14 protein-coding genes are annotated in these 12,704 nt (G+C 40.3%); 1 reads left to right on the top strand and 13 read right to left on the bottom strand.

Annotated features, from left to right (window positions below):
* Positions 1-15: 15 nt before the first annotated feature.
* The 5 genes from FTV38_RS11110 to dapD form a co-directional block, all read right to left on the bottom strand.
* Positions 16-474: a peroxiredoxin gene (locus FTV38_RS11110; RefSeq protein WP_111883962.1), complete on the bottom strand. Its 459-nt coding sequence runs from the start codon at positions 472-474 to the stop codon at positions 16-18.
* 134 nt (positions 475-608) lie between these two features.
* Positions 609-1,016 (bottom strand): hypothetical protein, encoded by a 408-nt coding sequence (locus FTV38_RS11105; RefSeq protein ID WP_078192024.1) that lies wholly within the window; start codon positions 1,014-1,016, stop codon positions 609-611.
* 13 nt (positions 1,017-1,029) lie between these two features.
* Positions 1,030-1,701, bottom strand: a complete 672-nt coding sequence (gene queC, locus FTV38_RS11100; protein ID WP_180022497.1) for a 7-cyano-7-deazaguanine synthase QueC — start codon at positions 1,699-1,701, stop codon at positions 1,030-1,032.
* 29 nt (positions 1,702-1,730) lie between these two features.
* Complete coding sequence (gene queE, locus FTV38_RS11095; protein ID WP_180022496.1) at positions 1,731-2,441, bottom strand: 7-carboxy-7-deazaguanine synthase QueE; 711 nt, start codon at positions 2,439-2,441, stop codon at positions 1,731-1,733.
* A gap of 113 nt (positions 2,442-2,554) precedes the next feature.
* On the bottom strand, positions 2,555-3,376 hold the full coding sequence (gene dapD, locus FTV38_RS11090; protein ID WP_078190347.1) for a 2,3,4,5-tetrahydropyridine-2,6-dicarboxylate N-succinyltransferase: 822 nt from the start codon (positions 3,374-3,376) through the stop codon (positions 2,555-2,557).
* Positions 3,377-3,750: 374 nt separating this feature from the next.
* Between dapD and carO the strand changes: the two genes are divergently transcribed.
* A complete protein-coding gene (gene carO / locus FTV38_RS11085) occupies positions 3,751-4,461 on the top strand; it encodes an ornithine uptake porin CarO (protein WP_078190346.1) in 711 nt (236 codons plus the stop codon).
* Between the two features lie 58 nt (positions 4,462-4,519).
* Here the strand turns inward: carO and FTV38_RS11080 are convergent, their stop codons facing one another.
* From FTV38_RS11080 to FTV38_RS11045, 8 genes are all read right to left on the bottom strand, one after another.
* Complete coding sequence (locus tag FTV38_RS11080; RefSeq protein ID WP_180022495.1) at positions 4,520-5,734, bottom strand: OmpP1/FadL family transporter; 1,215 nt, start codon at positions 5,732-5,734, stop codon at positions 4,520-4,522.
* 153 nt (positions 5,735-5,887) lie between these two features.
* Positions 5,888-6,811 (bottom strand): CysB family HTH-type transcriptional regulator, encoded by a 924-nt coding sequence (locus FTV38_RS11075; RefSeq protein WP_180022494.1) that lies wholly within the window; start codon positions 6,809-6,811, stop codon positions 5,888-5,890.
* A gap of 55 nt (positions 6,812-6,866) precedes the next feature.
* The gene (locus FTV38_RS11070) at positions 6,867-7,928 is read right to left on the bottom strand and encodes a sulfate/molybdate ABC transporter ATP-binding protein (RefSeq protein WP_180007626.1); all 1,062 of its coding nucleotides are present in this window, start codon (positions 7,926-7,928) and stop codon (positions 6,867-6,869) included.
* Positions 7,929-7,939: 11 nt separating this feature from the next.
* Positions 7,940-8,827 (bottom strand): sulfate ABC transporter permease subunit CysW, encoded by an 888-nt coding sequence (gene cysW / locus FTV38_RS11065; RefSeq protein ID WP_180022493.1) that lies wholly within the window; start codon positions 8,825-8,827, stop codon positions 7,940-7,942.
* Positions 8,824-9,657: a sulfate ABC transporter permease subunit CysT gene (gene cysT, locus FTV38_RS11060; protein WP_078190342.1), complete on the bottom strand. Its 834-nt coding sequence runs from the start codon at positions 9,655-9,657 to the stop codon at positions 8,824-8,826. The genes cysW and cysT overlap by 4 nt, the downstream gene beginning before the upstream one ends.
* Positions 9,658-9,742: 85 nt before the next feature.
* Positions 9,743-10,348 carry an alpha/beta hydrolase gene (locus FTV38_RS11055; protein WP_180022492.1) on the bottom strand — a complete coding sequence of 202 codons (606 nt, stop codon included), beginning with the start codon at positions 10,346-10,348 and terminating at the stop codon, positions 9,743-9,745.
* 33 nt (positions 10,349-10,381) lie between these two features.
* Positions 10,382-11,395 carry a sulfate ABC transporter substrate-binding protein gene (locus FTV38_RS11050; RefSeq protein WP_180022491.1) on the bottom strand — a complete coding sequence of 338 codons (1,014 nt, stop codon included), beginning with the start codon at positions 11,393-11,395 and terminating at the stop codon, positions 10,382-10,384.
* A 176-nt stretch (positions 11,396-11,571) separates the two neighbouring features.
* The gene (locus FTV38_RS11045; protein ID WP_180022490.1) at positions 11,572-12,579 is read right to left on the bottom strand and encodes a sulfate ABC transporter substrate-binding protein; all 1,008 of its coding nucleotides are present in this window, start codon (positions 12,577-12,579) and stop codon (positions 11,572-11,574) included.
* Between the last annotated feature and the right edge of the window lie 125 nt (positions 12,580-12,704).

Raw genomic sequence — 12,704 nt, 5'->3', positions numbered from 1 at the left:
CTCAAATCATTACTTTTATGCTGCTTGTAATGCTTTTAAATCTTCTAGGACTTGTTCTGCATGGCCTGCAGCTTTGACTTTACGATATTCTTTCACCAGCTTGCCATGATGGAAAATAAAGGTTGAGCGTTCGATGCCCATGACCTTTTTGCCATACATATTTTTTTCTTTAATTACATCGAAATGCTGACATAGCACTTCTTCTTTATCACTGATTAAATCAATGCTTAGATTTTGCTTTTCAGTGAAGTTTTGATGGGCTTTAACCGAGTCACGAGAAATACCGTAGATTGGTGTATTAAGCGCATCAAACTGATCTTTTAAGCATGAAAACCCTATAGCTTGCGTTGTGCAACCCGGTGTTGAATCTTTAGGGTAGAAGTAAACAATCAGCCAGTCATTGTTTAGTTCTGCAAGGTTGACTTCACCTGAGGTGGTTGGGAAGGTTTGATTTGGTAAGCTAATTTCAGTCATGAAGATTTCCTTTTTCATGTCTTATCCCTAAATGGGCTTAAACAAAGTATGTGAAATATGACCATCATACAGAATTTACTTTGAACTTAAAGCAATAAAAAAGCCTGCATTTGCAGGCTTTTTTAAAACGAAAATTATTTTTTCGCTTGAGCAGATTTCATTGCTTCTTCAGTTAAATTTTTTAATTTACCTGTTAACTGAGGACCGAAACATGCTTGAAGGTCTTTATTTTGTTTTTGAACAAAAGCGAGTGTTGCAGGGCTTTTCTTCTGGTTGATTGTGCTTTGGATTTCCCATTTTTGAGCATTGGTTAAACGACCATCTGCTTCAACAGCACAAGTACAGTATTTGCTAACTTCAGCGGCAGTTAGTTTTTTACCTTTGCCAGTTTCTTCTTTACAAACATTAATTAACGAAGATTTTACGTTAGTGCTCTTATATGCTTGTTGAAGCTTGTCGTTGTCAGCGTGTGCAACTGAAGCAAACAATGCAGCCGCAGAGAAAGCAGCAGAAAGAATAATGTTTGATTTTAAATTTTTCATAAACCCTACCTTGTTATTTCGGTATGTAACGTGTCGGATCTTCAACACCTGCGTCAACGAAACCTTGTTTACGAAGACGGCAGCTATCGCATTTACCGCAAGCACGACCTTGGTCATCTGCTTGATAGCAAGACACCGTTTGACTGTAGTCTACGCCATGTTCTATACCTAAGCGAATGATATTTGCTTTGGATAAATGTAACAGAGGTGTTTCAAATTTAAGTGGTTTTCCTTCAACGCCAACCTTTGTTGCAAGGCGAGCCATGTTGGCAAATGCTTCGATAAACTCTGGACGACAGTCTGGATAGCCTGAGTAATCAACTGCATTAATACCAATGACAATCGCTTCTGCACCAAAAACTTCCGCCGCAGCTAAAGCATATGACAAGAAAATCGTGTTACGAGCTGGTACATAAGTTACAGGAATACCGGCTTGTTCATGATCAGGAACTTCAATGCTATGGTCAGTTAACGCAGAGCCACCTAAGTTACCTAAATCGATATTAATGACACGATGTTCTACACCAGCCTGCTCAGTTAACTCACGAGCAGCATCCAGTTCTGTCGTAGAACGTTGACCATACATAAAACTTAAGGCAATACATTCATAACGTGCTTGAGCCCAAGCTAAACAAGTGGTTGAGTCTAAGCCGCCAGACAATAAAACTATGGCACGAGGGCGCATATGCATTACTCCAAATAATTCTTTAAAACTTAACGACCAGTTTCATCGTTCCAAAGCAATTTATGTAATTGCAATTGGAAGCGAACAGGGAGATGGTCTTCTAAAATCCATTGTGCTAAATCACGTGCAAGCTGAGGCAAACGAACAGCACCTTTTTCAATGGCAAAGGCCGGAGAGAACCAAATGGTGCTAACTTTTTCGTTTAGCTGATAGCGCTCAACTTGCTGTTTTGACCATTCATAGTCTTCACGATTACAAATTACAAATTTGATCTGATCATGCGCTGTTAAATGGTCGAAGTTGCTAAGCAAGTTTCGTGCAACTTCACCCGATGTCGGGGTTTTTAAATCCATAACCTTTGAAACACGTGGGTCAACTTTAGACACATCTAAAGCACCGCTGGTTTCTAAAGAGACTTCGCAGCCTAAATCGGCCAGACGAGTCATAAGGGGAAGGGCGTTCGGTTGAGCAAGCGGCTCACCACCCGTCACGCAAATATAAGGGGTTTTAAAATCTAAAGTAGTTTGAATAATTTCTTCTAATGATTGGCGTTCACCGCCTTCAAACGAATAGGTTGTATCACAATAAGTGCAACGTAACGGACAGCCCGTCAAACGGATAAAGACCGTAGGCAAACCTGCGGTATTGGCTTCACCTTGCAATGAATAAAAAATCTCCGTAATACGTAAACCCGCAGACGGATCAGAAACAGGAATAGCGGAAGATCGAAGGGTACTCATAACAAAATTAACCAGATATAAAAAAACAAAAAATCTCTACGATCATTGCTAACCGTAGAGACGAGGAGCGATAGAAGCTCCACGGAACACGAATGCTCCGCTGAAATAAAGACTTAGTCTTCGCGTAATAATTCGTTCAAGCTTGTTTTCGCACGAGTTTTCGCGTCAACTTTTTTCACGATTACAGCAGCATATAGGCTGTATTTACCACATTTAGACGGCAAGCTGCCAGAAACAACAACAGAACCTGCAGGAACACGGCCGTAATGGATTTCGCCAGTTTCACGGTCATAAATCTTAGTCGATTGACCAATGAATACGCCCATTGAAATCACAGAACCTTCTTCTACGATCACACCTTCAACGATTTCAGAACGCGCACCGATAAAGCAGTTGTCTTCAATGATTGTTGGGTTTGCTTGAAGTGGTTCAAGAACGCCACCAATACCAACGCCACCTGATAAGTGAACGTTTTTACCAATTTGAGCACATGAACCAACAGTTGCCCATGTATCAACCATTGTACCTTCGTCAACATATGCACCAATATTGACATATGAAGGCATCAATACAACATTTTTCGCTTGGAAAGAACCTTTACGTGCTACAGCAGGTGGTACTACACGTACACCAGCAGCTTTAAATTGTTCTTCAGTCCAGTCAGAGAACTTAGTATCAACTTTGTCATAGAAGCGTAAGTCACAAGCTTCCATTGGTTTGTTGTCGTTCAATTTGAATGAAAGCAAAACGGCTTTTTTCACCCATTGATGAACAATCCATTCACCATCAATTTTTTCAGCAACACGTAATGTACCGTTATCTAGGCCAGCGATCACTTCTTCTACTGCTGCACGTACTTCAGCAGGACAGTCAGCTGCAGTGAAATTAGCACGGTCTTCAAACGCTTGTTCAATGATTGTTGAAAGCTGAGACATGTTCTTCCATCCAGAAAAAAATTTTCCAAGATTTTACACTAAATCGAGTCAAAAATAGATGGTAAATCGGCCTAGGATCGGAATTAATTATTAAGCAAGCACTATAACCAAGAAATTAAGAGTGATGAATTTAGCATTTTCATAAGGTTTGTATAAAAAATACGCAAAATATACAGAATTGTTCCTTAACATCATTATTATATTTAAAAAAATGAAACAAAAACTCTTTATTAATCAATATTAAAATCTAAATGTATCAAAAGTTAACAAAAAATCAGTAAATTTGCATAAAAGTTGAGCTGTGTTTCCTTTTAACATGTGCCATATAACAAGTCTGTAAAATCTGAATAACAGTTTATTTTGAGGAGAAACACATGAAATCATTACGTTTATTAACGGTAGCTGCTCTACTTACTGCTGCAGGTACTGCAATGGCAGATACCTCTGTAGTTCATGATGGCTATGCATTTGATCAAAACCAACTTATCCCAACTGGCGCTCGTCTAGAAGTGGGTACGACTGGTTATGGTGGTGCGTTACTTTGGACCGCGAACCCATACGTCGGCCTTGCATTAGGTTATAACGGTGGTGATATTTCATGGTCTGATGACTTATCTGTCGATGGCGTAAAATACGACATGGATATGGATAACAAAGTTGGTTATTTAAATGCAGAAGTTCGTCCTTGGGGTGCAAGTGCTAATCCATGGGCTCAAGGTCTTTATGTTGCTGCGGGTGTAGGTTATATCGACACTGAATATGGTTTGAAATCTACAGCGAAAAGCGGTGAAATCGAAATTGATGGTAAAGAAACTTCTTTCGAACGCCTAAACGGTAAAGTGTCTTACGATAACGATATCGCACCATACCTAGGTCTTGGTTTTGCACCAAAATTAAATAAAAACTGGGGCGTATTCGGTGAAGTAGGTGCTTATTACACTGGTAACCCAACTGCAAAATTAACGGCTGTTGGTGGTACTGCTGCTGACCGCGAATTACTTGCTGACCATGAACGTAGCATCGAACAAGATGACAAATACGAATGGCTTCCAGTAGGTAAAGTAGGTGTGAGCTACCATTGGTAAGTTATTACTGAAATAAAAAAACGAGCTTCGGCTCGTTTTTTTTGTTTTTAGAAAGCGTTTAAAATCTGTGACCAAATTTCAGACCATAGATCATGGCATCATTGTCTGAGACACTTGCAAGACCTGAAATATGAGATGTTTCAGTATTCGATGGTTTTGATAGCTTCAAATAATACAGCCCCGTCGCTAAAAAACTATTTGGATTAAAATTATGCATCACACCTAAACCCAAACCTTGATAGCCATCACTTGGGTTTAAAGTAGAGGCAGCATTTCCAGTACCATTGTCCCAAATAAATTCTGCTGCAGTAAGCCAACTTGGATTCAATTGATGTGCAATCCCTAACTTTCCTGACCATTGATCTTTTTGATATTCCACCAATTGGATATCCGCTAAATCATGGTATTGTGGATTGAGTGCTGCGTACTGAAGCACGGCATTAAACTGCGGTGGCTGAATGTTGAAATCTTTCCAATTAATCCACCGAACTGTGCCATATACAGCATTATGTGAGCTAACAGCTGTTTGAAATTCAAAATTAACGCTTTGTGGCGTTTGAATAGAGGTATGGGTGTCAAGTACTAATTGAAAAGGACCATTTGAATATAAAGTTGATTCAGAGGTCTTATTTTCATGTTTGATTTTTGAACGATAGGTTAGGCTAGTTTTAATAGCATATTCAGGGATTTGATAGCTTAAACCGAGCAGCCAACCAAGCGCTTCATCTTGTTTAAAATCGGCATGGTAGCCATTGAGAGCAGCATATTGTTGCCCAGAAATTTTTAAATCACCTTTAAATGTTTGTAGGCTTAAACCACTATAAATATTCCAATTTTTATTGGGTTGATAGCCCACCAGTCCAGTTAAGTTATGCGTTCTAAAGTTAATATCGGCGCTTTCAATATCGATATTTGAGCTATCTGGTAAGCGAGGACTATATTGATAATTGATATCAGTATGAAAAGGTTGCTCATAAATCACCCCCGCAGAAATATTTTCATGCGGTTGAATTTTAAGTGCAAATTTCCCAGAAAATTGTTGATGGGCGAGATTCCCTGTAGAAAAATCAGTTACGCCTAGTTCACTAATTAAACCTTGGTTTTGAACTTTGCCGCCCACTTGAGGATCGACGAAGGCGAAACTGGCTTCAGTATAATTTCCAGGCTCAAGAAAGGCCGAGATCGATTGATCTGAGTTTTCTATTCCTGCTGCATACATGATCTGTATGGGGCAGACGATACCGACTGCCACTGCGACGAATTGATTTTTCATAAATATGGGTCGGAAGTAATAAGGTTTTAATTTTTATTGTGTTGGATGTATTTTAATCAAAATTAAAAATAAAGCCAAGAAAACTTAGATAAAATATGTGTTTACCAAAAAAAGAGGACAGTAGGTGTCCTCTTTAATTCGTCAATTGGCCTATCATTCTTCTGGGTAAGCGACTTTTTTCAACGCTTTGATGTCAGCATCTGGTGAACATAAAGAAATAAACTCATAGCCATAACCGCGTAGTAAATGTCCTTTGCGAACAGCAATCCAAGTGGTATTAACACCAAAAATATCGGTAGGAATTTGTTTTAAACGGTAATCACGTTCTGGGTCATATGCTACATCGTTGACAATACCCACTCCCATATTAAGTTCAACATAGGTTTTAATAACGTCTGCATCAAGTGCGGACATCACGATATCAACATCAAAGCCTGAATCTTCAAAGGCTTTATCAATTTTTGAACGACCTGTAAAACCACCGTGATAGGTAATAATTGGATAGTTCGATAAATCTTCAATGGTGATATTTGATTTTTGGGTCAGTGGGTGCTCTTTAGGCGTAATGATGCTGTGTTGCCAGTTGTAGTAAGGCACGCTTGCCAGGTTATCTTCATTGGTTAATGATTCGGTTGCGATCCCGATATCCGCTTCACCTTGAAGGAGCATTTCTGTAATTTCAACAGGGCTTGCTTGTTGCAAAATTAGATGAACTTTTGGAAATTCTTTTTTAAATTGGTTCACAATCGGCGGCAAGACATAACGTGCTTGCGTATGTGTGGTCGCAATCGTCAATGTCCCTTCATCTACTTTGTTGAAGTCATCTGCCAGACGTTTAATATTATCTGCATCTACGAGCATGCGTTCAACGATACCCAATAATGACTGGCCTGGTTCGGTTAAACCGAGTAGACGTTTACCTTTACGGATAAACAGCTGTACACCAAGTTCATCTTCTAGATCTTTGATGTGTTTACTCACGCCAGACTGCGAGGTGTAAAGTGCAGCAGACGCTTCTGTTAAATTAAAATTCTGACGTACTGTTTCTCGAATAATTCTTAATTGTTGGAAATTCATAATTTTATTTTACCTTAAAAGCAAGTGGGGCTTGTGAAGGCCCCAACTTATTGTTTTATGCAACTTGGTTTTCAAATAAATGCAAGTTAGTTGCACTTAACCATACCGTTTGATTTGGGCGGAATTGATGTGCTTTCGCTTCATCAGCCGTTAATGAAATTTCGATCAGATTGCCTTGGCGGTCATGCAGTTCAGCAATGACTTTACCTGCAATCCAAAGCTCACGTACAAAAGTCGCTTGGATGGCATTTTCTTGCGGCTGTGCATGAATACGCAGTTCATCCGGACGAGCAAAGGCAATGACATTGCCTTGCGGTGCATTGGCATTTTGTGGCAACAAAATTCGGTCTTCACCAATTTGAAAAAGGCCATTGCTATTTTGACCTTCAAAACGGTTGGCTTGACCTAAAAAGTCAAATACAAACGGTGTTGCAGGTTTTTCATAAACTTCACGCGGCGAGCCAATCTGTTCTACGTTGCCTTTATTCATCACAATGATTTGATCGGCCACTTCAAGCGCTTCTTCTTGGTCATGGGTCACGAAAATAGAGGTGATGTGGAGTTCGTCATGCAAGGTACGTAACCAGCGGCGTAATTCTTTACGAACTTTGGCATCCAATGCACCAAAAGGTTCATCCAGTAATAACACACGCGGTTCAACCGCTAAAGCACGTGCTAGTGCAATACGTTGACGTTGACCACCTGAAAGTTGAGCAGGGTAACGGTCAGCCAAGAAACCAAGCTGAACAAGATCAAGCAAACGAGTAACCCGCTTTTTGATCTCGGCTTCAGATGGGCGTGTTGCACGTGGGCGTACACGTAAACCAAAAGCAATGTTGTCAAATACGGTCATATGACGGAACAGTGCATAATGTTGGAATACAAAACCAACTTCACGTTCACGGACATGAACTTTAGTGGCATCTTCACCTTCTAGAATGACTTGACCGCCATCGGCAGATTCAAGTCCTGCAATGATACGCAATAGGGTAGTTTTACCACAGCCTGATGGGCCAAGCAGCGCAACGAGCTGACCATCAGGGAAATCTAAAGAGATATTTTTAAGTGCATGGAATGCACCAAAGTGTTTTTCAATATTTTTTACTTGAATACTCATGAGGTCATTCCTTAAGAAACTTGTGAATCTTCTTTACGCTTGTCTTGTCGTTCCTGACGTAGTTCAACCCATGTTTTTAAAATCAGGGTGACAATCGCCAAGAGCGCTAATAGTGAAGACACAGCAAAAGCAGCACTAAAGGTATATTCGTTATAAAGGATTTCTACATGTAGCGGTAAGGTGTTGGTTTCGCCGCGAATGTGACCTGAAACCACAGAAACAGCACCAAACTCACCCATTGCACGTGCATTACATAGAATCACGCCGTAGATTAAGCCCCATTTGATATTTGGAAGTGTCACTTTCCAGAAGGTCTGCCAACCTGAAGCACCCAATACGATAGCTGCTTCTTCTTCCTCAGTCCCTTGAGCTTCCATTAATGGAATCAACTCACGTGCCACAAAAGGAACGGTAATAAACACAGTGGCAAGGACAATGGCTGGAACGGCATATAAAATTTTGATGTCGTTATCCATCAGCCAGCCGCCTAACCAACCTTGAGTACCAAAAATCAATACCAACATTAAGCCTGCAATGACTGGAGAGACTGAAAATGGCATATCAATAATCGTGGTTAAAATAGATTTACCACGGAAATTAAACTTGGCAACACACCATGCCGCAGCTACGCCAAAGACCACGTTTAGCGGTACGGCAATCACAGCTGTTAGTAAGGTCAGTTTCACTGCTGATAATGTGTCTGGATGAACCAGTGCTTGGAAGTAAACGCCAACACCTTGTTTAAAGGCTTCAACGAAAACCAAAATCAAGGGCAAAATCAGGCAGCTCGCAAAGAAAATCAATGCAATCACTATCAGTGTATAGCGTACCCATGTTGGTTCACGCGTAGCATCACGCGACTGTAATTTTTCCGCAAGCGCATTACTATTCGTATTCATCGTGCAGTTCTCCCTGTACGGCGACTTGCCCATGCTTGAACCAAGTTAATTAAGAATAAAATGGCAAAAGAAATGACCAGCATCACAACTGCAATCGTGGTCGCGCCTGCATAATCATATTCTTCAAGGCGAGAGATGATCATCAATGGGGCAATTTCAGTTTTGAAGGGTTGGTTACCTGCGATAAAAATCACCGAACCATATTCACCCACACCGCGTGCAAAGGCCAAAGCAAAACCTGTTAACAGCGCAGGAAATAGAATAGGTAAGATTACTTTGGTCACGATCTGAAAGCGATTTGCGCCCAGTGCCGAAGCTGCTTCTTCAAGTTCAGTTTCTAGGTCGCTCAGTACAGGCTGTACAGTACGAACCACAAACGGAATACCAATAAAGATGAGGGCTAAGGTAATACCGATCGGGGTATATGCGACTTTAATGCCAATAGGTTCAAGGTACTGACCGATCCAACCAGTCGGTGCATATAACGAAGTTAATGCAATACCAGCAACGGCAGTTGGCAATGCAAAAGGTAAATCAACCAAAGCATCGACAATACGTTTACCCGGGAAGGTATAACGAACCAAACACCATGCTAAGAGCAAACCAAAAACTACATTGACTAACGCAGCAATAATGGCGGCACTAAAACTCAGTTGTAACGATTTTAAAATACGTTCTGAGCTTAAAATCTCCCATAGTCCATCCCAACCGATACCTAAAGATTTAATAAATACGGCCGAAAGGGGAATGAGCACAATTAAGGATAAATACGCTAGGGTAAAGCCTAGAGAAAGACCAAATCCTGGCAGCACTCGGGATCGCTGCGACATGATGACTCCTCAAAATGAGAAAAGCTGACTTAAAAGGTCAGCAAAATTGAATAAATGATTTTGCGACAAGCTTAATGCTCAGTACTTAAAAAGCAAATTGAAATAAATACTTGTTTTCATCAGTAAAGCTGATATATTTCATGTGGTTTTCTGAAATTAAGTAATTGAAAATTTCAGGAAACGGCCCAAAACCTGATGCAACATTAATGTGTCCTACAGCGCCCATATTCACAGGGTAGAGCTTCCAAGCATCTGCAAGTTGTTTTGCATCTTCAAAGCCAAGCCAAGGATCATTTTCACTAATCAACATCGTTGTCGGCACACGAATACTCAGCTGATGAAAAAATGCTTTGTAATCCGTTGTACTGTCGCGTGCAAAGCCGTTTTCACCAAAGCGTGCTGGATTGGCTGGTGCGACCAAAACTAAATTTTTGATTTTTTTATTGAGTTCTGGATGCAATGCCAATGCTGCCACCGTGGTTAAACAACCAAAGCTATGCGCCACAATTTGAATTTCACCCTGTAAAGGTCGTACGGTTTGAACGAATTGTTTAATCCAGTCTTTTAGTACAGGATGATTCCAGTCTTTTTGCTGAACACGAGAGCTAGACATGAGCTGACGTTGTAACCAAGATTGCCAATGTGCGTGTTCACTACCGCCTACACCCGGGACAATTACTGTATGTGTCATGTCAAGTTCTCCTGATTCAGTCAATGAATGGTCTTATTTTCCATTGTTGGCTTTGACGATTTGGTCAAACACGCCGCCATTTTCAAAGTGTGCTTTTTGGACTTTATCCCAACCACCAAATTCTTTATCAATGGTTACGAGTTTAAGTGGCTTAAAGACTGATGCGTATTGTGCAAGCGTTGTAGCGTTGCGTGGACGGTAAAAATTCTGAGCTGCGATTTGCTGACCACGTGGTGAATAAAGGAAGTTTAAATAACCTTTGGCTAAATAAAGATTGCCTTTTTTCTCCGCATTTTTTTCAAGAACAGCAACAGGTGGCTCAGCTAAAATTGAAAGTGAAGGGGTCACAATTTCAAACTTACCCGGTTGTTCACGAATCGCTAAATGTGCTTCATTTTCCCAAGCTAGTAATACATCACCAATGCCACGTTCAGCAAAGGTCGTAGTCGAACCACGTGCGCCTGAATCGAGTACTTTGGTGTTTTTATAAATCTTACGGACAAATTCTTGAGCCGTTGTATCATTACCACCCGTTTGATGTTTTGCCCAAGCCCATGCAGCTAGATAGTTCCAACGCGCACCGCCTGAAGTTTTCGGGTTTGGGGTAATAATACCTACGCCTGGTTTAACCAGATCGCCCCAATCTTTAACTGCTTTTGGGTTGCCTTTACGGACTAAGAACACAATGGTTGAAGTATATGGTGTTGAGTTTTGTGGAAGTTTCTTTTGCCAATCTGCAGGTAAAAGTTTGGCTTTTTCTGCAATCACATCAATATCCGCTGCAAGTGCTAAAGTCACTACATCGGCATCTAAGCCATCAATGACTGCACGCGCTTGTTTGCCTGAACCACCATGAGATTGTTTAAAATTAATTTTTTGACCTGTACGGCTTTCCCAATATTTGCTGAAGTCTTTATTCACACTTTCATAGAGTTCACGCGTTGGGTCGTAAGATACGTTTAAAAAATCTTTCGCAGCTGCGCCAAAAGAAACCGTCGAAATGACTGCAGCAAGAACACCCAATTTTAACTTTGCGGAAATACTCATGTGAACCTCAATAATTTTTACTTTATCTGTAACATCGGTGAAGAATAGCGCCAATCTTTATGCATAAAAAATAATTAAAAACGAATTTTATATGAATAAAAAAGATAAAAGGCATGTCTATGAAAAAAAAGCATCGACCTTATTCGAAAGGAAGATGCTTTTCAGTATTTAAAGCATTATTTTGAATTATTGATCTTCACGATTTGATCAAAGACACCACCATTTTCAAAATGTTTTTTCTGCACTTTGCTCCAACCACCAAACTCTTTATCAATAGTCACTAATTTTAAAGGTTTAAAAACATTTTTATATTTTGCCAATACCGCAGCATTACGTGGACGATAATAGTTCTGTGCTGCAATGGTTTGACCTGCAGGTGAGTACAGATAATTTAAATATGCTTTGGCTAAATTTTCATTGCCATCCTTCTTGGCATTTTTTTCTACAATCGCAACAGGTGGCTCGGCCAAGATAGAAAGTGAAGGGGTCACAATCTCAAACTTACCCGGCTGTTCACGAACTGCCAAATGTGCTTCATTTTCCCAAGCCAATAACACGTCACCAATACCACGTTCAGCAAATGTAGTTGTTGCACCACGTGCGCCTGAGTCGAGGACTTTGGTTTGCTTATAAATTTGACGGACAAATTCTTGGGCTTTTGTATCATTACCACCTGCTTGATGTTTGGCCCAAGCCCACGCTGCTAGATAGTTCCAACGCGCACCACCCGATGTTTTTGGGTTCGGGGTAATAATGTCGACACCTTGTTTAAATAAATCGCCCCAGTCTTTGATGCCTTTCGGGTTGCCTTTATGCACTAAGAACACAATAGTCGATGTATACGGCGTTGAGTTTTGCGGAAATTTCTTTTGCCAGTCTTTTGCAACTAAACCACGTGCAGCAATTTCATCAATATCTGCAGCCAAGGCCAAAGTGACGACATCGGCATCTAGACCATCAATAACTGCACGAGCCTGTTTACCTGATCCACCATGAGATTGTTTAAAGTTAATGTCTTGGCCTGTGGTTTTTTTCCAGTAAACACTAAAGTCTTTATTGAAGTTGTCATACAATTCACGGGTTGGATCATATGACACATTTAAGAAATCTTTGGCAGATGCACTGAATGCTGTGGCAGAAATGAATGCAGCCAAAACTCCAAGTTTTAATTTAGATAGATTCATGTTGTCCTCAATTTTTATACATGTTTTGTTGGATGAGGCAAGAATATCTGTAGTTTTTATGCAGAAAAAATAATTAAAAAAGAATTTAATATGAACAAAAAAGAAATATATGCTGAACGATTATT

Origin of the sequence: Acinetobacter sp. YH16044, from assembly GCF_013417145.1 — a bacterium.
GTDB lineage: Bacteria > Pseudomonadota > Gammaproteobacteria > Pseudomonadales > Moraxellaceae > Acinetobacter > Acinetobacter amyesii.
The sequence above is the reverse complement of the archived record's forward strand: the minus strand, read 5'-3'. Positions and strand labels throughout refer to the sequence as shown.